Genomic DNA, 24,570 nt, shown 5'->3' with positions numbered 1-24,570 from the left:
AAATAGTGCAGCTTCAGATAGCCGCTTTAGAAGTCGTGATGAATTGAAATACTCAATTCGGTCAGTTCTCATGTATGCAAGCTGGGTAAGAAATATTTATATTGTTACAGATTCGCAAGTACCTGATTGGCTAGTTGAATGTAAGAAAGTGATAATTATTGATCATAAAGATATTTTTCCAGATCATAATGTACTTCCTGTTTTTAACTCTCATGCGATTGAATCTAATTTACATAAAATAGACGGTTTATCTGACTGCTTTTTGTATTTTAATGATGATGTTTTTCTAGGTAAAAAAGTTGAAAAAAGCGACTTTTTTACGCCTTTCGGTAAAGCGAGTAAGTTTTTCTTATCTGACGCAACTTTTATACCATTCTCACTGTCATGTGATTCGTTGCCAGTAGATGTTGCAGCAAGAAATAATATGTCTTTTCTTAATGAGAAGTTTAATTTTAAGTCTCAACGAAAATTTAAACATACCCCAATATCTTTAAAAGTTAGTACTCTAAGTCGGCTGGAAAGAGATTACTCACAAATTTTTGATTTGAATAGGAAGCAAAGAGTTAGGAGTAAGTTTGATTACTCAATTGTATCTTCATTGTATCATTACTATAGTTTTTCTAACGGCACTGCATTTCCATCTAATACAACTTATAGTTATATAAATTTAGGTGATTATGATTATAAAGTTAGATTGACATATATGCCTTATAAGACGATAAAAAATAGGGCGAAAATGTTTTGTGTTAATGATGTTGATTCTGATCATTTGCCACAACTTGAAATTAATCAAGTTTTCCGTAATACTATGGAATCTTTATATCCTTTTAAATCACCAGTTGAGAAGTAGCTGTTGGCGGGAGTTATTTAATTGAATAAGCGTGTAATTACATTTGGGACGTTTGATGTTTTCCATATTGGACATATAAATATCTTAGAGCGTTGTGCTTCTTTAGGAGATACGCTAATAGTCGGTATTTCAAGTGATGAACTAAATTATAGTAAGAAATCTCGCCATCCATTATATGATCAAGATAGTAGACTTAAAATTGTTGGATCATTGCGTTTTGTCGATGAAGTTTTTATTGAGAGATCATTAGAGAAAAAACGAGAGTATATTGAGTTTTATAAGGCTGATATATTAGCTATGGGTGATGATTGGAAAGGAAAATTTGATGAGTTTTCAGATATATGTGAAGTTGTATACTTCCCTCGTACACCTTCTATATCAACTTCTGAATTAATTGAAATTGCAAAAAGTATATAATGTTATCATTAAATAAATTAAAATTATCATTTGTTTGCTCATTATTATATATAAAGCAGCTATATTTATTACGAAGGTTGTATGTATTTGAAGCAAAGTTAGATATTTATAAGATTGCTATCCTAACGTTTGTTTATAAATACATAAATATGTTTGTAATGTTTATACCCATTAAGCTTTTATTTTTATTGTCTGGAGCTAAAAACATATCTCTCCTGAGTGATATTGAAAACCAACTTKGTAGAACTACATATATTGTTATTTTGGTTTTTATTGTTGTACTGCTTTATATATTGGATATGGTCATCCATATATTAAAAGGTAATATAATAAATAAACAAAAAAGCAAGTTACTTACTGATGATTATACATATGATGATGAAATAATAAAGAGTAATGTTGTTAATAAAACTTATGTGTCTTTTTCTACCGCATTATCTGATGTAATGTTAATAACTATTAGTATGTTATTTTTTACAGTTTTAAGTCCGTTTTATGCGCTATATTTTATCTTTGTTGTTATGGTTTATACAACTATAGTTGAATATGTGCTATTTCAAGATCATCAAACAAAACTACTTAATATGTTAAACCTTGATGGTAAACAGTTTGTTCAAGTGAGTAGTGGATTTTTATATCTTATATTTTTTATAGGATTAATATTTGTTTTGATAAATACTAACATTCACATACTTGTTGCCATATTGATGCTAATGGTAACTCGTATAACTAATACTTCAGTAAGATCGTTACTATTAAATCAACGAGTATTACGACGACACTTTAACTAACTCAGTTAAAATGCTGTATGCACCATTCTCATTTAACTTGTTTATGGTGCTAACATGTACTTTTTTCTTCGTGTAAATATTTGATAACTTCACTATGTCAGATGTTTTTTTTATATCACCTCCCCATGTTAATTCTTTGTAATCATGAGAAAATCCGACATTTTCCTCGTACTCTTTAAGATCATAGGGAACAAAACCGACAGGTTTATTCAACATCGCAAAGTCACAGTAAATACTTGAATAATCGGTTAGTAGGGCATCAAATTGGTCTAAATGTTCTGTGATGTCTTCTGCTTTACTTGAATCAAGATTTATAACGTTATCATTCAGATACTCTGAAAGGTTGACTTCAAACTTTGGATGTAGACGTAAGAAGATAACCGTATTTTCTTCTTTTAAGGTTTTTTCTAGAGTTTCTTTGTTGTAGTCAGGAAATGGAAACAGTTTAACATCGCTGTATGGGCGCCATGTTGGAGTATAAAGAATAAGTTTGGTTTCTTTATTTTTTCTGAAGCTTTCTATGAATTCAGACTTTCCGCTAGACATAGAATCTAACCTCGGTTGTCTTGCAATAAGCACTTGATTTTGTTTTACACCAAATGCTTTGCCTATGTACTCTGCAAAAAATTCAGATGGACTCAAATAGTAAGTAATGTTGGTACTCATCATGCGGTAATAAAGTTTTTTAAGTAAACTAGCAGATTGATCCATTAAACCAATATTTTTAATTGGTGTACCGTGGCCAAGTTGAATAACTAATCGACTATGGTTCATGAAAAGACCTGTTATAGGGGCATCCATTGTACTCATGATCCAGCATGATGCATTCAAAATATATTTCTTTTGTTTTAATCCTTTTGAACTAATAAAGTAGTCACCATATATTTCTTTTAGTTGTTCTCTACGTTTAAAGTCGTTAATAATGAACTTTACTTCATAACCAGCCTTTTCAAAGTTATCTTTTTCATTAATAAAAAGGTACTTTGAGTTAAAGGTGAAATCTTTATTAACCGTTGAGTTAAAGATGATTCTTTTCTGTCTTTTTCCAAAAATAAAGAATAAAGAAAGGATAAAGCCTGAAGCGGCATCTATAAATCGTTGAATTAGAAATTTGTTTTTGTTGCTAATTGACCACATGCTAACCACCAATAAACTTGATAGAATAATATAACATATTCATTTTGCAATTAAGAGTGTTGTCATTGAAAAGAGTATTAGTAACGGGAGCCAATGGTTTTATCGGCAGGGAACTAGTGACAGTACTAGCAGAGACATGTTCGGTAAGAGCAGCAGTGCGAGATATGTCTAATATTGTACCAGGCACTTTTTCGCCGGAAATGGATGTGGTGTCAGTTGGCAATATCTCTACTGAAACAGACTGGTCTCACGCACTTGAAGATGTAGATACGGTTGTACACTTAGCTGCAAGGGCGCATGTCACTAAAGAGACATGTACAAACCCAATCGAGGAATTTCTGAGTGTTAACTGTAATGGAGCTGTTGCGTTATTACAGCAGGCTTCGGCATATAATGTCAGTCGCTTTGTGTTTATCAGCTCAATTGGAGTGAATGGTAACGCCACTTACGGAACTGCGTTTTCGGAAGAGCAAAGCCCGAATCCTGTATCTGATTACGCTATCTCTAAATATGAAGCTGAGCAGCAATTAAAGTTAGAAGCAGAAATGCTAGGAATTGAACTTGTGATTGTAAGGCCTGCTCTCGTGTATGGGAAGGGCGCTCCCGGTAATATAGAACGACTAAGTAAGCTAGTCAAAATGATTCCAGTTTTGCCTTTTGGTTTAGTGAGTAATCGCAAAAGCTTTGTTTTTATTGATAATTTGACATCACTTATCAAATTATGTGTTGGCCACCCTAGTGCTGTTAACCAGATTTTTTTAGCAGCGGATAATCAGCCGATATCAACTAAGCACCTGATTAATATTCTGGCTAAAGCTGAGGGTGGGAGAGTAATACAACTACCAGTACCTGTGAGCTTTATGCGTTTTGCTGCACGAATATTGGGCAAGTCTACGCTTGCATCGCAACTATTTGATGATCTCGTCATAAGTAATGAGAAAGCGAAGACACTATTGGGGTGGAACCCTGTGAGTAATTTAGAAATGACGTTTTCAAAAAAACATTAAGTTAGAATATCAAGCAAACCTTAGGGACTTCTTTACCCCAAGTAATTGGATTTTACTTGGGGTAGGTATGCATTTGTTAAGGCTGCTTGTAGAGGTGATCGTAAATTTCACCTTCTGGTGTATAGCCCGTTGGAGTATTTAGCAAGATCTCGCGTACCTTAACCAAGTCTGTATCATGGCAGGCTTTATTAAGATCACCCAAAACTAGCTCCATTTCAGGCCAAGTTAGTTTATCTTCTTGGGCCGTCATAATTTTAGGGTGCTCAGTCCCTGTGACATTTTCACCGATCAATAGTTCTTCATAGAGCTTTTCTCCAGGCCTTAAGCCTGTAAACTTGATTTCAATATCACCGTTACATTCTTCACTGGTTTTTTCCGTCAATCCCATAAGTTGGATCATTCGTTTAGCGAGGTCCAAAATTTTTACTGGCTCGTTCATATCAAGTACAAAGACCTGTCCGTTGTGGGCAATAGCGCCAGCTTGAATGACTAGCTGAGCTGCTTCAGGTATTAGCATGAAATAGCGAGTGATGTCTGGGTGGGTAACTGTAACAGGTCCACCTTTTTTAATTTGATCTCTGAAAAGGGGAACAACTGAGCCAGATGACCCTAGAACATTACCAAACCTCACCATCGTGAAATTAGTTTTGCTCCCGGCGCCTGCTAATGCCTGCAAAACGAGTTCCGCCATACGTTTACTCGCCCCCATGACATTGGTTGGCCTTACTGCTTTATCGGTTGAGATAAGAACAAAGTTACTCACACCATTTTTCATTGCGGCTTCAGCCGTAAACCAGGTACCAAAAACATTGTTGCGAATACCCTCAATCGTATTGTGCTCAACAATGGGTACATGCTTGTATGCTGCAGCATGATATACAGTATCAACTTGATAGTTACGTATTAAGTTTTCAAGCCGGTTTTTGTGCTGGACGGAGCCTAAAGCAGCAACAACTTTAGTTTCTTGGTTAGTAAACTTTATGAATTGCTGTAGTTCACGTTCTATCTTGTAAAGGTTGTACTCGTTAAGTTCGAATAGCAGGATTATTTTAGGTTTTCTACGGGCAATCTGGCGACACAACTCAGAGCCAATTGAGCCGCCTGCACCAGTTATCATTACTGACTTTGATTCGATGCATGCCTTCATTAAATTTTCTTTGGGAGCGATGCCATCACGACCAAGCAAATCAGCAACATCGAGATCTTTAATTTCTGTTAGGCTCGATTTTCCAGAAGCGATATCTTCAACTGATGGCACTGACTGGATTTCTAGAGGCCATCTTGATAGCTTGTTAACTAACCTTAAGCGTTCACCTGTACTGATATTGTTTATTGCAAGCAAGAGTTTTACAGGTTGATAGAGGCTGTTAAGCTGTTCAAATTCATTGCTATGGTAAACTTTTAATCCGTAGATAATGTTACCGCACTTCTTTTTATCGTCATCGAGCATAGCAACTGGATGATATTCAGAGCCTTGTCTAAGCGCATAAGCGAGATCGCGACCTGTTGATCCGGCACCATAGATAAGAACGTGTGGTTTGCCTTTTCTATAGTAGCGGTCGAAGTACATGCGAACGAGAACCCTTGGCGCGCCAAGGAAAAGGACGGCAATACCTGCATATATTGCTGGCACGCTACGGTGTATATACGAATGGGTGTAGAAGCTAGATATTGCTAACGCAAGGGCCGAAAGCATTACAGCGAGGGTAATATGACCTAATGCAGGAACGATCATATACCTAAGAACAGCGCGGTATAGCCCTAGCTTGGTAAAAATCAGTAAAGTGATTAGCATTGTAATCAGAAAACTACCGATCTCTTCATACCCAAATGGTATAGTCATTTTTCCTGTGCGGAGTGCAATAGCTAAGTATAAAGCACAATTTATAGCAAGGATATCATATAGAACAGTGATGATTCGTTTTGTAGTACGTTTAGCGCTGAATAAACTTAAAATAGGTTGAAGCATATGTAGGTACACCAATTGGATTGCGCTTTTATATTAAATGGTTGCTCTTAATCTAGCCAGTGCTGTCTTCATAATTTCTACTTTAAGGTTGATTTATATCCAAGGTTGTTACTTGCACTTAAGCAAGTGCGCATTTAGACTTGCGAACTCAAAAAGATTTAAGGTAATCGTAGTATGCAGTCGCCACTCATAAGAGTTCTTGATATATTATTAGCGCTGGTTGGTATTAGCTTGACTATCCCTTTTTTGGGGTTGATATACATAGTTGGACTGTATGACACTGGCTCTCCCATTTTTGCTCAAACTCGAGTAGGAAAAAGCAAACGACCATTCACCTTATACAAATTCCGCACTATGCCTGTCGCAACCAAATCGGTTGCAACACATTTGGTTGATGCTAGCTCAGTGACGAAGTTAGGCAATTTCCTGCGTAAAACCAAGATAGACGAACTTCCGCAGTTGATTAATGTACTAAAAGGTGAAATGAGCTTTGTTGGCCCTCGCCCTTGCTTGTTTAATCAAACCGAGTTAATCACCGAACGTGAAACGCGTGGCGTTACTCAAGTGCTGCCTGGCATCACGGGTTTAGCTCAAATCAATGGCATTGATATGTCTACACCAGAAAAACTCGCTAAGCTCGATAAAGAAATGATCGATACTTTTACCTTGTCTGCCTATTTTGCATATATTTTGCAAACGGCGATAGGTAAAGGTGCAGGCGATCGCGTGAAACGATAATTTAAAATGATGATAGAACATAAAAACGATGATTTAATTGCGTTATTCAATCGAATTTTCGTATCAACCTATAATACTGAGCTTGTTCTGGGCGGTGATGAACCTATTTATCTACCCGCTGGTGATACTAACCCATATCATCGGGTTATTTTCGCCAGAGGCTATTTTGCCTCTGCATTACATGAAATTGCCCATTGGTGTATTGCTGGCCCGAAGCGACGCTTACTGGAAGATTATGGCTATTGGTATGAACCTGATGGCCGTACAGAAGCCGTGCAAGCAGAGTTTGAAAAGGTCGAGATTAAACCCCAAGCCATTGAGTGGATTTTAGCCGCGAGCTGCGGTTTTCGCTTTCAAGTGAGTTGTGATAATCTGAACGGCAATTGTGAGCCAGATAGAGCTGGCTTTACCAACACAGTACGCGAGCAAGTGTTGGTATACCTCGAACAAGGTATACCAGAGCGCGCATTAACCTTATCAAATGCGCTGCGTAAATTTTATCAGGTTGAATCACTACAACCGACTGACTTTGAGAGAGAAACATGATCCAGCAATATGAAGAAAAGCTGTTAACCCAGATCGACCAAATGGTTGAGACTGCATCAGACGATGAGCTATTTGCTGGCGGTTACCTTCGTGGTCATATCTCGTTATCAGCTGCGAGCTGCGAGTTAGCAGGTAAAGCGGATATTATTCAGATGAATGAAGAAGTTGATTCAAGCTTATCAGCAGCCCAATCTGAATTAACACCTGCAGATCAACTGATTGTGAAAGATATGTGGCAGCAGCTAAAACAGGCTTAAAGCGAAGCATAAGATATTATATTTATAAAAAAAGCACCTATAGGTGCTTTTTTGTCTTTTTATTTAGGCGTAGAGTCTAATTATTAATTATTCGCACTTAAATATTTACGCTTATAGTCAGATGACCGAGCAAAAATAAAGGCAGGAATAATAATAAATAAAAGACCGCCAGCAAAAAGAAGATTTTCATTTGCTAAAACTTGATAGCCACTAACAATGAACGTCACCACAATAATCAATAAATTGAATATGTGAATATATGGGTGATTCACTGAAAAGTGAGCATATGCCCTGAACATGCATTTCGCCTCTTCTATTTGTATCGTCGTTTTTTTGACGCAATAATTTGTCGTATAAGATTTTTGCGCCAATATATTGGCGTCGTAGTTATAGATATAATAATAGTCTATTATTGACATGCTTGATAATGAAAAATAGATTACTTAGCAAAATGTCACACTTTTTATTTAAAGCTCTTATTTTTTACGTTTTAAGTATTAAAGCGATTATCAACGATTAAGGTAAATATACTATTTTATATATTAACTGGATAATTACATGGATTTATAATTAGTTGTTGAATTAATTAGGTTTATTTTATTTGGTAATAAAGTGCACTCGACTGATGAAACTTGGTGCACTTAAGGTGGTGATCTTGAATATAATTATGAGCATATAGATTGCCATATTGTCATTATGGGTTGTCGTTAACGTATGTGTTGTATTTATGCATGGTATATCAAGCCTTGATGTATTATTAGTTGGGCAAAATTAATAATTTGGTCAAACTATTAGCGCTCAATAATAAAAATGGTTAAACGCCATCACTAGCATTTAACCATTGTTTACTACATACCGAACGCTGACAACTGGTTAGTTAGTCTATTGCTTTGCGTCCATAGCTTTACGGCTATACCAGGGTGAACGCGCATCGGTCACACCGTAAAGGCTGTATTTCCGATTAAGCATTTGCCCGCCATCTCGAGAGAGTGGTAACCAAGATATGGTTGCGCGATTAGTACTTGGTTTAACGGTCATTACATCGAATGGGATCGAAATGTAGAACCCTTTATTAAAGCTACCTTCGCCAAATTCATCGGCAGATAAATTTGTTTTAGCCACAAAGGCTCCAGCAATAACACCGCTATCGAACTGTTTTGAAAAATCGACGGTTACACCGTAGTCCTCTGTCAAATACTGACCAGCACTCACTTTGAACAGGGTATTGGGTAACCACTGCCACTGCGGTTGGTAATAGACCGTAGCGTGGCCGGTTAAAGCCCCAGTTTGAACGCGATACGATCGATTAGTGATAGGATCGAATTGTTCTTCTTCAGTAAAAAAACCAAATTGTGAGTCAGGATCTCGCTGCACTACATAGTTAGCATCAATACCAAAGGCCCAGTTACTACCTTGCGGGCGGTAGAGTACCTCACCACCTACGCCACCGAACATCATCTCTAAGTAGCCGCCATAAGCTTGGCTATACCAATTATCGCTTAGGCGATCCATCCAAGTTAGCTGAAGGTTATCCATACGAACTGGGTTGTCATTAATGTATTGACGAACCAAAGTCCGGACACGTTTTAGATCGGTGCCATCGGGCGGTACTTCATATAAGAACTTGTCATAGTTATCGTAGATATTGATGTATACCGAACCACCTAGCTCGACATGATCGCCAAACCAGTAATTAGCGCCAGCATTGATCCCGAAATTGAACATGTAAAAGTCTTCAGACCCACCAATTGATTGCTGTAGGGTCGGGGCGATACTGACATCCCAGACTTTATCGGATTTTGCGTACAAAGTACCTTGTGGCTTGTCGGGGTTAGTAACGGTAGTTGCATCATCGACAGATGCCTCAAAATACTCATAATTAGCCGCGCGATCATATTGCTCACGATTAATTCGGGTTTCTGTTACCAGTTGATGGTTAGAGGTTTCAATTAATCGATACTCTTCTGTTGCTAGCCCTTGATTCGCAAGAAGGGTGGCTGCACGTTGGTGTGCTTCACTGCGATCTCGGTACTTGGTTTGAGGAGCAACCACGGTTACCGTATTTTCATCAGCATATATCGTTGGATCTTCATAACCTGCGATTTGATGCAGATCTTTCGCGAGCTGTAGCCATTCACTATCGCTGAGGTCATTGGCGGCTTTACTGTCTTTTGATGGCTGATAGTTCGGAGCCGGATCATCATGCCAGATGGCTTTCAACTCATTGAAGTTTGTGTTTAAGTTAAAGCCCAGTGTCCACGTTGTACCGCGCTCATAACTAATACGTGCATCCCCCCACGATCCTAATCGATAAAGCACGCCGTAATTAAATTTGCTGTCTTGCGACATGTCAACATCACCGCGCGTAACGGGAAAGTCACTTGCATAATCATTGCCATCATATTCTAATTTCAAACGCAAAGGCGCCCACGGGCTCTGGTACTCAACGCCACCGAATACGGCGCTACAGCCAGTAAACCAGCGTTCGAAATCAATGGTTCCGCCTTTACCTTTATAGCCAGTGTTGCGGTCACAGTCATTGCCTAACGATTTATCACCCGTTAGATTGCCACTGTTACCGATATAGCCCCAGCCAACACCAAGGGTGAAGTCGAACGGGCCAATGTGCTTACTGGCGGCAATGAACTCACCATCGAATAAGCCCGTACCACCAAAATCGCGTACGCCAAACGATGTTTCTGGCAACCAGTAACTTTCTTTAAGTAAGCGAATTTTAAAGTCGATGCCTTTATCGGTGTATTTCGTGTCGCCGCTAAAACTTTCATCGCTGCTGTACAGTAAGTCTTGTACTAAGGTATATCGAATGGTGGTTTCTAGCCAAGGCAGTAATTGTAGCGATGCAGTGTAATGATGGTATTCATCGTTATATGTAGCACCAACCGTAAATTCGCCTTCTTTTGCGGATCGGCCTGTAGGCATTTGAATAAGGCCTACACCACCAAAATCGGATTGAGAAGGAATAAACGTCGGATAACTAAATTCGTCTGCCTGCGTACTGAGCACTGGCAGCATGGCCAAGGTGATGGCCGATAAAGAGGTTTTAACAGCTGGATGCATCACAGTGCTCGATTCCTTAATAAATTGATGATCTCGTCGTTGAGAGAGCGGTAGCCAGAGGGCAAAGATGAAAAGCCAAGATAAACCGTTGCACCGGGTGCGATATCACGATGATTTTTATTCCAGTAGGCAATGGTGTGCGTTTCAAGTTGACCATCGGGCTGAATAACCGTCGCGACACTATTATTCGCAAGGCGGGAAGAGCCTACATGGCCTAAATAATACTCGGCTGTTTTCCGTGGTTGCCAAGCAACCACATCGGGTTTTGATACTGCACCAAGAACAAGTACCGTTGATGGACGACGCGGCAGCACCAATGAAATATCTTGGGTAATTAACGGGTTGGCAGCGCGTTCAATACGAACCATATCGTAGTCTAGCGGCGTAAAAATGCGCAGCCCAATAGGTTGCTCTGAAAGGGCTTGATAAAGCGCCTGATAAACCACTTTATCGTCTTCATCCGCTTGTAGGCTCAATTGTTCTAATTGATAAAGCACGTTTGATTTTTCAGGGTGAGGGAATTGGGTGAACAGACCAGCGCCCGTCGAATACACGGGTTGCTGGTCGGTGGTTGCATCAACCGATATCAGTGCAAGATTAGCCAAACTATCTGCCAATATTTGCTCTAACCGAACAGAAGACGGGTAGCTAAGTTGTAACTGTTTGCCACCCGCCTTTGCCATGTCTGTATGGCCGGCTGACACCATCACTTTGATGGGCGTCGTTGTTTGTTCAGCAACGGCGAGTGTTGAACCAAAAATCAGGAAAAAAACCAGATAGAGGCGACGTTGAAAATCCATTTTAACGGTATGTGTAATGCGCATGTGGGTTCCTAACCTTAAGAAAACGGTTTTAACACGGTAATGTCGATATAGGGCAAGCCTGGTGCGAGTTTTTGCCGAGATTTGATGACGTTACCGGTTGTAGGCTCAAGCCAATATTGGTTTTGATAGCGAATATCAAGCTGTTCGACATATACCGATTCATTGAAACGCAAAGTTTCAATGGGTTGCTCGTTAATGATGACAACTTCATTGTCTTGTTGAGAAAAAAGAGAGGTTAGGGTATAGCCGAAGTGATAACCCGGTTGCCAATCTAGCGTACGCTTCCAAGCTCGAGGGGTGTTGGGTAAATGTAACCCTTGCGTCAATGGGTCGGCCTGCTGGCTGACAGTGCTCACAACATTGCCTTGTGGCAAATTGAGGGTTTTTACTAAGCGACCACTCTGGGTGATTAACATGCCCCCATCTGAAGAGAGCCATTTCAGTTCAATCGGCGTTATATTGCTGTTGGTAATATTGTTGTTTGATGAGGCATTTCCAAATGTTGTTGGGTGCTCGGCTAGAGCTAATACCATGAAAGCCTGCGGGCCTTCGTCGATACGGGCGTAGATACTGGCATAAGGCAGGTTGGTAACGTCATCGGCTTGAAGCTGAGCATCAGGATCACCAAAGAGTGCTAGCGACATTGTGTCGTTAACATCGTTGAATTTCTGACTACAGCCCGCGAGTGTGAACACTACAAAGCTGACAAATGTGGCTTTGGATAAGAGAGTAAAAAGTCGCATCCGGCGAGTGGCTCCTTGTACAGAACGAAACGGTTAGGCAGTTTACTGCTTTACTAACAAAACTTTGTTTACGCTTAAGTACTTAAGAATAAATTTAGCACGAATCAAAAAAATAACCGCACTCTCGTACGGTTATGGAATACACAGCTGATTTTTATAATTAGATTTTGGGATTAACCCTGCGCCGCAGAAACTGATGTGGTTGTGTTGTTGCTGCTACCAGAATCAGCTACAGCTACAGCAGCAACGGCAACAGCAACACCTGCAGCAACCGCTGTTGCAGTAATACCGCCAGCTGCCGCGGCTGTTGCGCCAGCTGTACCTGCTGCTGCACCAGTAGATGTCGCAGCCGTTGTGGTTGCTGTGGTAGTCGCGGTACCCGTGCTACCGGCAGTGCCTGCGGTTGCACCCGTTTCTGTTGCGGCAAATGCAGAGCTAGCCATGGTCATTGCCGCTAGTAGAGCAATTGTGGTTTTTTTCATTCTATTCCCTTATTTTTATAAAATTTTATAAAAAAGTGACTTTGTAAATAAGTCTAAAAGCGACGTCGCCTTCATTCCAATGATATGGCGGTTAGCTAAAATGTGCAATCAAACCGAGGGTGTGACATAAAAGATTTATACTCGTACCGTCAATACGTTGCATTTTTATGATGAACATCATAAGAAAAATTCAATCGTTGAGCGTACAAAATCGTATTTCTATTTTGGCGTAAAATGTGTAGAATACGTCTCACATTTGTAGGTGTATATCTACAAAACGTTGGTAAAAGTAGCGTTATTACATTGATATAGTCAGAATTATTCAGGCGTTATAAAAGTAGCTTTTAGTGGCGTTTTTCGAAAACCATAAAGAATTGACGGTCGTTGGGAACCATAACCCAAGGGCGGTAGCATGGAAAAACAGCAATAATGCCTAGTGGTACTCAAACCATACATTAGGCTCACACCATCGAGTATAGCGCTGTTTTCAAGTTATATTCTTAAGCTATCAGCTGCACGGTAGTTGAATGTCGCGTTGTTCAGTTGTTCATTTATTCAATTAGTCACGCCATTCAAATAGTTACGTCATTCAATTCGTTACATCATCTTATTTATACGGTCTTGTTTAATCTCTTTTAAATAAGGCGGCATTCTGGGCTCTATTTAACCCAGTTACACATACTCCTTTCATTTCGAATAAAAATTATGCATTTCACAAAGAAGCTTCTAATTTCCGCAATAGCATCGACGATGCTGGCGGGGTGTACTGTGCCTGGGTCGCATTTTACTGTCGATGACAAAAATGTTGTTGCAACAAGTGGTCAGCAGGACAGTGATATTTCCGAACAAATTAATGTTTATCCGCTTACCGCTTCAGCGGTGGGGCAGTTTAAAGCACCACAGGCATACTCGCAGGTTAACCCTGCCCTTGATGCTGAAATTTCACAATATCAATACCGCATTGGCCCTGGTGATATTCTAAATGTGACCATTTGGGACCACCCGGAGCTAACCATCCCTGCGGGCTCTTACCGAAGTTCAAGCGAATCAGGTAACTGGGTACATGCCGATGGTACAATCTTTTACCCTTATATTGGTTTGGTAAAAGTTGAAGGCAAAACCGTCACTGAAATTCGCACTGAAATGGCGAAACGCCTAGCCGCTTTTATTGAAAGCCCACAGGTTGATGTGAACGTTGCTTCGTTCCGTTCGCAGAAATCGTATGTAACGGGTGAAGTGAATAGCCCAGGTCAGCAACCTATCACCAATGTACCAATGACACTGTTAGATGCGGTTAACCGTGCTGGTGGTTTAGCTGCTGATGCCGACTGGCGTAATGTGACCTTAACTCGAAATGGTGTTGAAGAAACCTTGTCGTTGCATGCCTTAATGCAAAGAGGCGATTTAACCCAAAACCGCTTATTACGCCCTGGTGATATTGTGCATGTACCGCGTAACGATGCACAAAAAGTGTTTGTAATGGGGGAAGTGAATGACCCTCAGCTACTTAAGATTGATCGCGCAGGTATGAGCCTGACAGAGGCCCTGAGCAATGTTGGTGGCATTAACCAGATTGCGGCTGATGCAACGGGTGTTTTTGTTATTCGCAGTAATAAAAGCAGTAATGAATCTAGCGGCAGCAATGAGTCAGGGGCAACAAGCGATGTCATTGCAAATGTCTATCAGCTAAATATTCAAGATGCATCGGCATTGGTCATTGGTACCGAGTTTGATCTTGAACCTTACGATATTGTCTATGTTACTGCAGCGCCGCTCACGCGTTGGAACCGCGTTATTACGCAGCTAATTCCAACCATCAGCGGCTTTAATGACCTGACGGAAGGTGCATTACGTGTTCGAAATTGGTAACTAGCCGTTTCCAAGACAGAACATAAAATTTGATATAGTAGACGTAGTGATGCAATCGAACATTTTCAGTAATGCCTTTTGCGTCACTATTGCTAAATATTCAACCTTTAACATTAAGTTGAAAAGAAATTATGAGTGTTACTCAAAGCGTTCAGGTTAAGCAGAACGACGCCGATGAAATTGATTTAGGTAAATTATTTGGCATTTTGCTTGATAATCGTTGGAGCATTATAGCAATCACTTTTGTGTTTGCTATTTTAGGTATTGCTTATGCCCTATTAGCCACACCGGTTTATAAAGCGGATGCCCTTATTCAGGTTGAACAAAAAAGTTCTGGTATGCCTGCATTAGGGGATATGGGCGAGTTGTTTGCCAGTGAGTCGTCCTCATCGACAGAAGTTGAAATCATTAAATCGCGAATGATTCTAGGGCAAACCGTCGACAAGCTGAATTTAACGACTGTTGCGTCTCCAAACTACTTACCAGTAATAGGCAAGGGATTAGCGCGCATTCAAGGCTCGCCAAACAGTATTGCGATAACCCGCTTTGAAGTACCTAGTTATATTGATGTGCCAGCCTTTAGATTAAATGTAACAGATAGTGAAAAAGGAACGTTTGAGTTACTCGATAGCAATGAACGACAAGTGCTAAGCGGTAAAGTCGGTGAGTTAGTACAAAAGAGTGACTTTAGGTTATTCATTACTGATTTATCGGCAGAGACTGGTGATACCTTTACGATAGAAAAACGCTCTCGGTTAGATGCGATTCAATCATTACAGAGTAATTTGACGGTAAGCGAGCGTGGCAAGCAAACCGGTATTCTACAGCTATCGTTAGAAGGTGAAAATCGCGCTGACATCGAAAAAATATTAAATGATATTAGCCAAAATTACTTTTTACAAAATGTGGCACGAAACTCAGCAGAGGCTGAAAATAGCTTGCAGTTTTTACGTTCACATTTACCTGATATTAAAACAGAGCTAACTAGCTCTGAAGATCAGCTAAACCGTTACCGTCAAGATAACGAGTCTATTGATTTAGGACTTGAAGCAAAATCGACCCTTGATGTGATGGTGACGATTGAAGCGCAATTAAACGAATTGACGTTCAAAGAGAGTGAAGTGTCTCAACGTTTCACCAAAGAACACCCTGCATATTTATCTCTGCTTGATAAGCGGAAAACGTTACTTGGTGAACGTGAACGTTTAAATCGACAGATTCAGAGGTTGCCTAAAACGCAACGTGAAATTCTTCGCTTAACGCGTGATGTAGAAGTAAACCAACAAATTTATGTTCAGCTATTAAATAAAGTACAAGAGCTGAACATTGTTAAGGCCAGTACTGTAGGTAATGTGCGTATTCTAGATGCGGCACAATCTTATACACATGCAGTGAAGCCTAAGAAGCCATTAATTGTGGTATTGGCAACCTTACTGGGCGGCATGCTGTCTGTTGCTATCGCATTGCTGCGAGCTGCTTTCCACCGTGGTGTAGAAAACCCTGATGAAATTGAAGCCATTGGCTTGCCTGTATATGCAAGCGTACCAATGTCTGATTGGCAGATTGAATTAGAGAAGAAACAAAAAGGGAAGAAGCAACTGACTGTTGAAGATACCTTATTGGCTGTTTCTAACCCTGCTGATTTGTCAATTGAAGCATTACGTAGCTTACGTACCAGTTTGCATTTCGCGATGATGGAAGCGAAAAACAACATCTTGATGATTTCAGGCCCAAGTCCGGGTATTGGTAAATCATTTGTTTCAGCAAACATGGCAGCCGTTGTAGCGAAGTCGGGCTCGAAAGTATTGGTGATTGATGCCGATATGCGTAAAGGCCGAATGGAAAAACAAATGGCGGTTAACCCTAAGCCGGGTCTTTCGGATTACTTAAGCGGTCAAACAAGTATTGAAAGTTTACTTAAACAACCAGGCGTTGATAACCTAGATTTTATTGGTCGCGGTGACGTGCCACCGAACCCGTCTGAGTTGTTAATGCATCCGCGCTTTAAAGCATTAATGGATTGGGCGTCTGAAAATTACGACATTGTTATTGTTGATACGCCACCAATTTTAGCGGTGACCGACCCTGCAATTGTGGGTGTCCATGCGGGTACGACATTATTAGTAGGTCGTTTTGGTCAAAACGCCGTGAAAGAAATTGAAGTCACTAAGCATCGCTTTGAACAAAGTGGTATTGAAGTGAAAGGCTTTATTCTTAATGCGGTTGTTCGTAAGGCGAGCAGTTATTACGGTGGTAATTACGGCTATTACAATTATAGTTACGAATCGAAAGAATAAGGCGCTACGCTTTATCGTTTGATTTATAAATAAAGGCACTGTTTTCAGTGCCTTTATTGTAGATATATAAAGTGAACTGATTTTATATAAGTATATTTTTGCGACCTATTGGTACTCTTTATCAATAGTAAGCAAAACCCAAGGTTTACAAGGGGTAGCCTGCAATGGGCTGTCTCAAAATAGAATAAATGTGTTTCAGTATCTATTGATGACTGAGATAAAAGTAAGCAAATATCAAATTATAATATTTGATAGTAAGTTAATTAAGGTAAAAAAATGCTAAATAATAAAACGGTTTTGATTACTGGCGGTACAGGCTCATTTGGTAAGCAATTCATCAAAACCATTTTAGAGCGTTATAGTGATGTAAAAAAAATCATTATCTATTCGCGTGATGAACTGAAGCAGTCTGAAATCAAGCAACGTTATCCCGCTTATGATTATCCGCAGTTACGCTTCTTCATTGGTGATGTGCGTGATAAAGATCGTATGATCCAAGCGTGTGAAGGTGTTGATGTAATTATTCATGCAGCTGCAATAAAGCAAGTAGATACGGCTGAATATAACCCGACGGAGTGTATTCGAACTAATGTTGATGGTGCAGAAAATGTGATTCATGCTGCATTACAATGTGGCGTTAAAAATGTTGTTGCTCTTTCAACGGATAAGGCCTGTGCACCGATCAACCTCTACGGTGCAACAAAGCTGGCTTCTGATAAATTGTTTGCTGCTGCGAATAATATCCGTGGCTCGAAAGATATCCGGTTTAGTGTTGTACGTTACGGTAATGTGATGGGCTCCCGAGGCTCAGTTATCCCGTTTTTCATGAATAAAAAGAAGGAAGGTGTACTGCCTATTACTCATGAAGAAATGACACGTTTTAATATCTCATTGCAAGATGGCGTGAACATGGTGATGTATGCGTTAGGGCATCATTTAGGTGGCGAAATCTTTGTACCGAAGATCCCGTCGTATAAAATTCTAGATATAGCTAAAGCAATTGCACCTGATTGTGAAACCAGAGTTGTAGGTATTCGCCCAGGAGAGAAATTGCATGAAGAAATGATCACTGATACGGATTCATTGAATACAATCGATCTTGGCAAATATTACGCTATTTTGCCATCAGTATCATTTACCTACAGTGAAGCTGAATATTTAGAACACCACAAAGCGGAAAAAGTACCATTTGGTTTTAAATACAATTCAGGTACCAATACTGAGTGGGAAACCATTGATGGTTTACGAGATTTGATTAAAGAGCACGTTGACCCAACTTTTACAGTGTGAGATGACAATGATCCCTTACGGCAAACAAGAAATTAGTCAATGTGATATTGATGCGGTCGTGAATGTTCTCAAGTCGGATTTTTTGACACAGGGGCCTCAGGTTCCTGCGTTTGAAAAAGCACTAACAGATTACACGGGTTCGTTGCATGCACTGGCTGTAAACAGTGCAACTTCAGCGTTGCATATTGCTTGCCTAGCGCTAGGTCTGGGTAATGATGACTGGTTGTGGACGACGCCTGTCACATTTGTGGCCTCTGCTAATTGCGGTTTATATTGTGGTGCCCACGTTGATTTCGTTGATATCAACCCTGACACCTACAATATGTGCCCTGAAGCATTAGCGGAAAAATTGCGTCAGGCCAAGCTAGACAATCGCCTACCTAAAGTGGTTGTGCCTGTTCACTTATGTGGGCAGCCCTGTGACATGCAGGCGATTAAAGCACTGTCCGATGAATATGGTTTTGCCATTATTGAAGATGCCTCTCATGCCATTGGTGGGCATTACAGAGATTCAGTGATTGGGAGCTGCGAATACTCAGATATCACCGTGTTCAGTTTCCACCCGGTAAAGATCGTAACGACGGCAGAGGGTGGCGCGGCATTGACCAATGATGCCAAATTAGCTGAAAAAATGGCACTGTTCCGCAGCCATGGGATCACCCGAGATGATGCGTTGATGACTGAACCGTCACATGGCGGTTGGTATTATCAGCAAGTTGAGTTGGGCTATAACTACCGTATGACGGAGCTTCAGGCGGCATTAGGTGTTAGCCAGATGACACGGCTTGATGAATTTGTCCAAGCCCGTCATCAACTGTCTGCTCGATATAATGATAAGTTAGCGAGATTGCCCGTTATTCGCCCTTACCAACTACCAGAAACGTATTCAGGTTTGCACTTATACGTGATCCGATTGGATCTCGCCCAAATATCGCTCTCTCACCGTGCAGTTTTTAACGCTCTTCGTGATAACGGTATTGGCGTTAATCTGCATTATATTCCTGTTCATACTCAGCCTTATTATCAGGCTATGGGATTCAAGCAAGGCGATTTCCCTCATGCGGAGTCTTATTATGCCGAAGCGATTTCTTTACCGATGTTTCACCTAATGACGCAAGAGCAGCAGGATGAAGTAGTGAGTGTATTGGCACAGGTACTGGAGACGAAATAATGCGTGTAGCTATCATTCCTGCCCGAGGCGGAAGTAAGCGTATTCCCCGAAAGAATATCAAGTCCTTTTTTGGACAGCCGATGATTGCCTATTCGATAAATGCAGCCCGTGATTCGGGCTGTTTTGATAGGATTATTGTCTCCACGGATGATCAGGAAATTGCCGATATTGCGCAGCAACATGGCGCAGAAGTGCCTTTTATTCGGCCGACGAATATCTCAGATGACCATGCAACGACAATGGATGTTATCCAGCATGCGTTGGTATGGTTAGCACAGCATGATTGTCAGCCTGAGCTCGTATGCTGTATTTATGCCACAGCTCCGTTTGTCCGAGCAGATAAACTCGAGGAAGGGTTGGATCGCATACAGCAGTTAGATTGTGATTATGCATTCAGCGCAACGTCGTTCCCGTTTCCTATTCAGCGAGCCTTGAAGCTGACGACAGAAGGAACGGTGTGTATGTTTATGCCCGAACATCAAACAACCCGATCTCAAGATCTCGAAGAAGCGATTCATGATGCTGGCCAGTTTTACTGGGGAACGACAAAAGCATTTGTAGAAGGTCGTGCGATCTTTTCTGAGCGAAGCGTTCCTGTTATTTTGCCCCGAATTGAAGTTCAAGATATTGATACGCTAGAAGATTGGGAAACGGCTGAGGGGTTGTTTGCCTTGATGGAGATACAAAAATAATGAAGGTCGTTATCCGCGCGGATGCATCCCTTCATATCGGCAGTGGGCATATTATGCGCTGCCTGGTACTGGCTGATGAACTGGTCTTACATGGGGCTCTTGTCAGTTTTGCCTGCCGCCGTCAACCCGGCGACATGATCGGTTATATTGAGAGCCGGGGCTATGATGTGCTTGAAATGATGGAGCCTGAGAGTTGGCAGTCACCACAGCATTCAGCCGATTATGCTGCTTGGTTGCAGGTTAGCCAGCAAGAGGATGCGAACAGCTTCATTGCTCAACTCGATAATCCTGATTGGGTGATTATCGATCATTATGGTATTGGCACTGAATGGGAATCAGCAATTCAATCATCTTGTGATGCACGAATCATGGTCATCGATGATCTTGTTCGTGAGCATAACTGTGATTTGCTACTCGATCAGACATTAGGCCGTTCTGTTGATGAATATCGTTCGAAATTTAACCGTGCGACACAGATATTAACAGGATGTGATTATGCCCCAATGCGCCCTCAGTTTAGTACGTTGAGAGCACGCGCCCTTGATAAATCAGCGACAATAAAGGCACACCGCGTGTTGATCAGTATGGGTGGGATAGACCAGCCCAATGCCACCTTGAAAACCATGAAAGCGTTGTTGGCATTTGGATATCCATCCTTGATGATGACGGTCTTACTCTCCTCCAAAGCACCGCATTATCAGGCAGTAAAGCGCTATGCAGATAGCTACCCTGATATCATCAATCATATTGATTTTGTTGAAGACATGGCCGAGTTGATGTTCGAGCATACCTTCGCGATAGGTGCGCCGGGGACAACCTCCTGGGAAAGAGCTTGCCTAGGATTGCCAAGCATTATTGTCCCCCTTGCTGATAATCAATTGACAATCAGTAAAAATTTGACTGAAGCACGGGCTGCACTGCCTGTTGCCGTCGAAGAGATAGAGTCAACACTTGCAGATGCCGTAGAAGAGTTGCTCGCAGAGTATGATGTATTCCGGCGTAATGCTTTTGCCATCTGTGATGGCTATGGGGTAAAACGTGTCGCGGAAATCATCATTGCATTTGAACAGATAAAAAACGAAACAAAAGTCATGCTAAGGAAAGCGACTCACAATGACATAACACAAGTCTATGACTGGCAATGTTTGCCTCAGACACGGCGATATGCGTTAAACCCGAATGTACCGAACTGGGATGCACATCAACGGTGGATGAAAGGGCAGATCGCTAACTCGGACTGTTTATTTTATATTGTAGAGCGGTATGTCGGTAATCAACTACATGCTGTTGGCGCTGTCAGACTGAACAGGCAACAAAAAAATGAGTATTTGATTTCTATTTTCATTGACCCTCACTATTTTGGTCAAGGGATTGCGAGTCAGTGTTTGTCAATTCTAGAGACGGTTCATCCTGAGATTGTTATTAATGCAACGGTCCTGAAAGAAAATAAAGCCTCGCAGCGGTTGTTTTCAAAAGCTGGCTATACCCGTCTAACAGACGAAACATTTCAAAGAAAAAACAAATCATAGGTAATGTTAAATGAATAATTATATCACTATTGATGGTCGCAAAATTGGGCCTGAATACCCTCCCTATATCATTGCGGAGTTATCGGCTAATCATAATGGTGATATAAACCGAGCATTCGCTATTATGGAAGAAGCGAAGAAAGCGGGCGCCGATGCCATTAAGTTGCAAACCTATACGCATGAGACCATCACGATTGATTGCGACAGTGAAGAATTCCAAATAAAGGGTGGCTTATGGGACGGTCAAACGCTTTATGAGTTGTACAAAGGTGCTCATATGCCTTGGGAGTGGCATCAGCCATTGTTCAATAAAGCGAAAGAGCTGGGTATTACTATCTTTAGTTCCCCATTTGATTTCACAGCGGTGGATTTACTTGAAGAGTTAGATGCACCGGCATATAAAATTGCTTCTTTTGAATTAATTGATTTGCCGTTGATTGCACGCGTAGCTAAAACCGGTAAGCCGATGATTATGTCGACAGGCATGGCCAATAAAGAAGAGATTGCAGAGGCGATAAAAACGGCAAAGGATAATGGTTGCCAAGAGCTTGTCGTTCTTCACTGTGTAAGTGGCTATCCAGCGCCTGCAGACCAATATAACCTTCGAACCATTGCTGATATTTCAGAACGTTTTAGTGTACTGTCAGGGCTGTCGGATCATACTATTGATAATGCTACCGCTGTGGCCTCCGTAGTACTTGGCGCATCATTGATTGAAAAGCATGTGACCATGGATCGTAGTGGTGGTGGTGCGGATGATAGCTTCTCACTTGAACCTCATGAACTTGCACAACTGTGTCAAGATGCCAAAACTGCTTGGCAGGCGCTAGGTCAAGTCAACTACGAACGTACTGAAGCAGAGAAAGGCAATGTGAAATTTCGTCGTTCTTTATATGTGGTAAAAGATGTGAAAGCAGGCGAAGTCTTTACAGTTGATAATGTCCGTTCAATTCGTCCAGGGTTTGGTTTAGCTCCTAAACAATATGAAGAAGTATTAGGCAGTAAAGCGGCTCAAGATATTGCTCGTGGCACACCATTAAGCTCTGAATTGTTATGCTTAAAGCTTTGAATATGAATAAAGGTTTTTTTTCGGGAGCTTTAGTTTACTTTGGTTCTAGTGTTTTAAGTGCCACTATACCCTTTTTTCTTCTACCAATATTGACAAGGTACTTATCTCCTAGTCAATATGGTGAAGTCGCAATGTTTCAGTTGTTAATTGGACTGTTAGGTGCATTTGTTGGGTTTAATGTAAATGGTGCAATAGTCAGAGAGTATTATTCTGAACGAAATTCAGAAGAATATAAAAACTACATTGGTGCATGTATCATACTTTTTTTTATAAGTACGTTAATTGTTTGTGTTTTTACTTATACTTTTTCTGAGCAACTGACTAGTTTTTTTGATTTGAGCGTCGATAATTTAAAGTTAGCAGTACTTGTATCTAGTGCTATGTTTCTAATGAAAATTAGATTATCACAATATCAAATCAAAAAGAAAGTAATAAATTATGCACTGGTGCAAGTTCCAAATAGTGCTATTAATGTATTACTTTCCTTGATTTTTGTTATGTATTTTGATTTTGGCTCGGATGGAAGAATTGATGGGATATCTTATGCGGCTCTGGTTACGGGAGTGTTTTGTTTACTTTCATTTAAGCTAGAAAAAACGTTTAAATTTGATTGCTTGCGAAGAGAGTATTTTACGGAATCTATAAAATACGGTTTAAGCATAACACCTCACGTAATTGGTATATTTCTATTGGCATCAATCGATAGAGTTATCATTAAAGAGCATCTTGGATTGGAATCTGCTGGTATTTATATGGCTGCACTTCAAGTAAGTATGATTATGTCACTTACTTTTGAAGCATTAAATAAAGCTTATGTTCCTTGGTTATTTGATAAATTGAAGGCTAACAAGGCTAGCGATAAAAGTAAAATTGTTAAATATACTTACTTATATATAGCATTTCTAATTGTTATTGGTGTTGTTGTATATTATACCGTGCCATTTATATCAATATTGATCTTAGGTGACGAATACAAAAGTGCATCAAATATTGTAGGAATACTTTGTTTGGCTCAAATATGTAATGGAATATATTTAATGTTTACTAATTATCTGTTATATAACAAAAAAGTTGGTATGCTTTCCTTCGTCACGATATCATCTGGCGCCATTCATGTACTCTGTTCAATTTACTTAATACAGACACATGATCTTAAAGGCGTTGCTATGTCCTTTTTAATTGCTACTGTTTATAGAGCAATGATGACATATTATCACTCGGTAAGGCATACAGATATGCCATGGTTTAAAATTAGAGAAGTTTAATGAAAAAATATACAATTATTAGCACCTACCCTGCGGAAGGGTCAAAGAATATTGGTGACCAGTTAATAACATCTTCTTTAATAGATGCGATAGTTAAATTAAAAGGAAGCAATGTAGTTTTAGAAACTGTTTGGAGAGAAGATGCATGGGAGAATGTTGAGAGGGCAATATTAGATTCAGATGCAATTATATTTGCATGTTTAGCGATTCGACCTGACTTTGCTAAAAAGCAGTATCCGTATATAAAAGAAGTGTTGAAAACTAACATTCCAATATTTGTTGTTTCTGCAGGTACTGCTTTGATTGTCAATAAGGAAGGTTCTAGTATTTTTGATTATGTTAGTGATGATTCTAGAAGTGTTTTATTAGAGTTAGATAATAAGGCAATATCATTCACAACAAGAGGTGCATTGACTCAGGGCTTTTGTGAAAGTATCGGCATGGTAAATTGTAAATTTAGTGGCGATATTGCTTTCTTTTCTTCGGTTGAAGGAAATGAAAATAAATTCGATTATAACACTGAAATAAATAATATAGTTGTATCTGACC

At 40.2% G+C, this 24,570-nt stretch carries 21 protein-coding genes; 15 read left to right on the top strand and 6 right to left on the bottom strand.

Annotated features, from left to right (window positions below; all coding sequences use genetic code 11):
• The coding region (locus L4D09_RS25860) for a stealth conserved region 3 domain-containing protein (protein ID WP_428460429.1) at positions 1 to 850 on the top strand (850 nt) is incomplete at its 5' end.
• A 21-nt stretch (positions 851 to 871) separates the two neighbouring features.
• Positions 872 to 1,267, top strand: a complete 396-nt coding sequence (locus L4D09_RS25855) for an FAD synthase family protein (protein ID WP_428460428.1) — start codon at positions 872 to 874, stop codon at positions 1,265 to 1,267.
• Positions 1,268 to 2,037: 770 nt separating this feature from the next.
• Here the strand turns inward: L4D09_RS25855 and L4D09_RS25850 are convergent.
• The gene (locus L4D09_RS25850; RefSeq protein WP_428460427.1) at positions 2,038 to 3,195 is read right to left on the bottom strand and encodes a CDP-glycerol glycerophosphotransferase family protein; all 1,158 of its coding nucleotides are present in this window, start codon (positions 3,193 to 3,195) and stop codon (positions 2,038 to 2,040) included.
• A gap of 65 nt (positions 3,196 to 3,260) precedes the next feature.
• Here L4D09_RS25850 and L4D09_RS25845 point away from each other — a divergent pair, with 65 nt between their 5' ends.
• The gene (locus L4D09_RS25845) at positions 3,261 to 4,202 is read left to right on the top strand and encodes an NAD-dependent epimerase/dehydratase family protein (protein WP_428460426.1); all 942 of its coding nucleotides are present in this window, start codon (positions 3,261 to 3,263) and stop codon (positions 4,200 to 4,202) included.
• Between the two features lie 76 nt (positions 4,203 to 4,278).
• Here the strand turns inward: L4D09_RS25845 and L4D09_RS25840 are convergent, their stop codons facing one another.
• Positions 4,279 to 6,171, bottom strand: a complete 1,893-nt coding sequence (locus L4D09_RS25840; protein ID WP_428460425.1) for a polysaccharide biosynthesis protein — start codon at positions 6,169 to 6,171, stop codon at positions 4,279 to 4,281.
• Positions 6,172 to 6,345: 174 nt separating this feature from the next.
• Between L4D09_RS25840 and L4D09_RS25835 the strand changes: the two genes are divergently transcribed.
• The 3 genes from L4D09_RS25835 to L4D09_RS25825 are packed head-to-tail and all read left to right on the top strand — an operon-like array spanning position 6,346 to position 7,712.
• The gene (locus L4D09_RS25835; protein ID WP_428460424.1) at positions 6,346 to 6,909 is read left to right on the top strand and encodes a sugar transferase; all 564 of its coding nucleotides are present in this window, start codon (positions 6,346 to 6,348) and stop codon (positions 6,907 to 6,909) included.
• Between the two features lie 12 nt (positions 6,910 to 6,921).
• The gene (locus L4D09_RS25830; RefSeq protein WP_428460432.1) at positions 6,922 to 7,455 is read left to right on the top strand and encodes an elongation factor P hydroxylase; all 534 of its coding nucleotides are present in this window, start codon (positions 6,922 to 6,924) and stop codon (positions 7,453 to 7,455) included.
• Positions 7,452 to 7,712: a YfcL family protein gene (locus L4D09_RS25825; protein WP_428460423.1), complete on the top strand. Its 261-nt coding sequence runs from the start codon at positions 7,452 to 7,454 to the stop codon at positions 7,710 to 7,712. Before L4D09_RS25830 ends, L4D09_RS25825 begins: the two co-directional genes overlap by 4 nt.
• A gap of 882 nt (positions 7,713 to 8,594) precedes the next feature.
• Here the strand turns inward: L4D09_RS25825 and L4D09_RS25820 are convergent.
• From L4D09_RS25820 to L4D09_RS25805, 4 genes are all read right to left on the bottom strand, one after another.
• On the bottom strand, positions 8,595 to 10,790 hold the full coding sequence (locus L4D09_RS25820; protein ID WP_428460431.1) for a YjbH domain-containing protein: 2,196 nt from the start codon (positions 10,788 to 10,790) through the stop codon (positions 8,595 to 8,597).
• Positions 10,790 to 11,614 carry a capsule biosynthesis GfcC family protein gene (locus L4D09_RS25815; protein WP_428460422.1) on the bottom strand — a complete coding sequence of 275 codons (825 nt, stop codon included), beginning with the start codon at positions 11,612 to 11,614 and terminating at the stop codon, positions 10,790 to 10,792. The genes L4D09_RS25820 and L4D09_RS25815 overlap by 1 nt, the downstream gene beginning before the upstream one ends.
• Positions 11,615 to 11,628: 14 nt before the next feature.
• A complete protein-coding gene (locus L4D09_RS25810) occupies positions 11,629 to 12,357 on the bottom strand; it encodes a YjbF family lipoprotein (protein ID WP_428460421.1) in 729 nt (242 codons plus the stop codon).
• 173 nt (positions 12,358 to 12,530) lie between these two features.
• The gene (locus L4D09_RS25805; protein WP_428460420.1) at positions 12,531 to 12,839 is read right to left on the bottom strand and encodes a hypothetical protein; all 309 of its coding nucleotides are present in this window, start codon (positions 12,837 to 12,839) and stop codon (positions 12,531 to 12,533) included.
• 705 nt (positions 12,840 to 13,544) lie between these two features.
• Here L4D09_RS25805 and L4D09_RS25800 point away from each other — a divergent pair.
• The 9 genes from L4D09_RS25800 to L4D09_RS25760 form a co-directional block, all read left to right on the top strand.
• Positions 13,545 to 14,708, top strand: coding sequence for a polysaccharide export protein (locus L4D09_RS25800; protein WP_428460419.1), 1,164 nt, complete (start codon positions 13,545 to 13,547; stop codon positions 14,706 to 14,708).
• Positions 14,709 to 14,839: 131 nt separating this feature from the next.
• Complete coding sequence (locus L4D09_RS25795; protein ID WP_428460418.1) at positions 14,840 to 17,005, top strand: polysaccharide biosynthesis tyrosine autokinase; 2,166 nt, start codon at positions 14,840 to 14,842, stop codon at positions 17,003 to 17,005.
• 276 nt (positions 17,006 to 17,281) lie between these two features.
• Positions 17,282 to 18,295, top strand: coding sequence for a UDP-N-acetylglucosamine 4,6-dehydratase (inverting) (pseB, locus tag L4D09_RS25790; RefSeq protein ID WP_428460417.1), 1,014 nt, complete (start codon positions 17,282 to 17,284; stop codon positions 18,293 to 18,295).
• Positions 18,296 to 18,302: 7 nt separating this feature from the next.
• Positions 18,303 to 19,466 (top strand): UDP-4-amino-4,6-dideoxy-N-acetyl-beta-L-altrosamine transaminase, encoded by a 1,164-nt coding sequence (pseC, locus tag L4D09_RS25785; protein ID WP_428460430.1) that lies wholly within the window; start codon positions 18,303 to 18,305, stop codon positions 19,464 to 19,466.
• Positions 19,466 to 20,158, top strand: coding sequence for a pseudaminic acid cytidylyltransferase (pseF, locus tag L4D09_RS25780; protein ID WP_428460416.1), 693 nt, complete (start codon positions 19,466 to 19,468; stop codon positions 20,156 to 20,158). The genes pseC and pseF overlap by 1 nt, the downstream gene beginning before the upstream one ends.
• Complete coding sequence (gene pseG, locus L4D09_RS25775; protein WP_428460415.1) at positions 20,158 to 21,687, top strand: UDP-2,4-diacetamido-2,4,6-trideoxy-beta-L-altropyranose hydrolase; 1,530 nt, start codon at positions 20,158 to 20,160, stop codon at positions 21,685 to 21,687. The genes pseF and pseG overlap by 1 nt, the downstream gene beginning before the upstream one ends.
• Before the next feature lie 10 nt (positions 21,688 to 21,697).
• Positions 21,698 to 22,756, top strand: a complete 1,059-nt coding sequence (gene pseI, locus L4D09_RS25770) for a pseudaminic acid synthase (protein ID WP_428460414.1) — start codon at positions 21,698 to 21,700, stop codon at positions 22,754 to 22,756.
• A gap of 2 nt (positions 22,757 to 22,758) precedes the next feature.
• Entirely contained in the window at positions 22,759 to 24,021 is a 1,263-nt protein-coding gene (locus tag L4D09_RS25765; protein ID WP_428460413.1) for a lipopolysaccharide biosynthesis protein, read from the top strand.
• Positions 24,021 to 24,570: hypothetical protein (locus L4D09_RS25760; RefSeq protein ID WP_428460412.1), on the top strand; the 550-nt coding region annotated here is incomplete at its 3' end. The genes L4D09_RS25765 and L4D09_RS25760, both read left to right, overlap by 1 nt.

The sequence above is a fragment of the Photobacterium makurazakiensis genome (assembly GCF_050336715.1).
Lineage (GTDB): Bacteria > Pseudomonadota > Gammaproteobacteria > Enterobacterales > Vibrionaceae > Photobacterium > Photobacterium makurazakiensis.
Note: the sequence above shows the minus strand (reverse complement) of the source record. Positions and strands in the feature narration are given on the sequence as shown.

Coding starts and splice junctions, on each gene's coding strand:
- L4D09_RS25850 (WP_428460427.1), bottom strand. CDS start 3,195: ATGTGGTCAATTAGCAACAAAAACAAATTTCTAATTCAACGATTTATA.
- L4D09_RS25840 (WP_428460425.1), bottom strand. CDS start 6,171: ATGCTTCAACCTATTTTAAGTTTATTCAGCGCTAAACGTACTACAAAA.
- L4D09_RS25835 (WP_428460424.1), top strand. CDS start 6,346: ATGCAGTCGCCACTCATAAGAGTTCTTGATATATTATTAGCGCTGGTT.
- L4D09_RS25825 (WP_428460423.1), top strand. CDS start 7,452: ATGATCCAGCAATATGAAGAAAAGCTGTTAACCCAGATCGACCAAATG.
- L4D09_RS25820 (WP_428460431.1), bottom strand. CDS start 10,790: ATGCATCCAGCTGTTAAAACCTCTTTATCGGCCATCACCTTGGCCATG.
- L4D09_RS25815 (WP_428460422.1), bottom strand. CDS start 11,614: ATGCGCATTACACATACCGTTAAAATGGATTTTCAACGTCGCCTCTAT.
- L4D09_RS25810 (WP_428460421.1), bottom strand. CDS start 12,357: ATGCGACTTTTTACTCTCTTATCCAAAGCCACATTTGTCAGCTTTGTA.
- L4D09_RS25805 (WP_428460420.1), bottom strand. CDS start 12,839: ATGAAAAAAACCACAATTGCTCTACTAGCGGCAATGACCATGGCTAGC.
- L4D09_RS25800 (WP_428460419.1), top strand. CDS start 13,545: ATGCATTTCACAAAGAAGCTTCTAATTTCCGCAATAGCATCGACGATG.
- L4D09_RS25795 (WP_428460418.1), top strand. CDS start 14,840: ATGAGTGTTACTCAAAGCGTTCAGGTTAAGCAGAACGACGCCGATGAA.
- pseB (WP_428460417.1), top strand. CDS start 17,282: ATGCTAAATAATAAAACGGTTTTGATTACTGGCGGTACAGGCTCATTT.
- pseC (WP_428460430.1), top strand. CDS start 18,303: ATGATCCCTTACGGCAAACAAGAAATTAGTCAATGTGATATTGATGCG.
- pseF (WP_428460416.1), top strand. CDS start 19,466: ATGCGTGTAGCTATCATTCCTGCCCGAGGCGGAAGTAAGCGTATTCCC.
- pseG (WP_428460415.1), top strand. CDS start 20,158: ATGAAGGTCGTTATCCGCGCGGATGCATCCCTTCATATCGGCAGTGGG.
- pseI (WP_428460414.1), top strand. CDS start 21,698: ATGAATAATTATATCACTATTGATGGTCGCAAAATTGGGCCTGAATAC.
- L4D09_RS25765 (WP_428460413.1), top strand. CDS start 22,759: ATGAATAAAGGTTTTTTTTCGGGAGCTTTAGTTTACTTTGGTTCTAGT.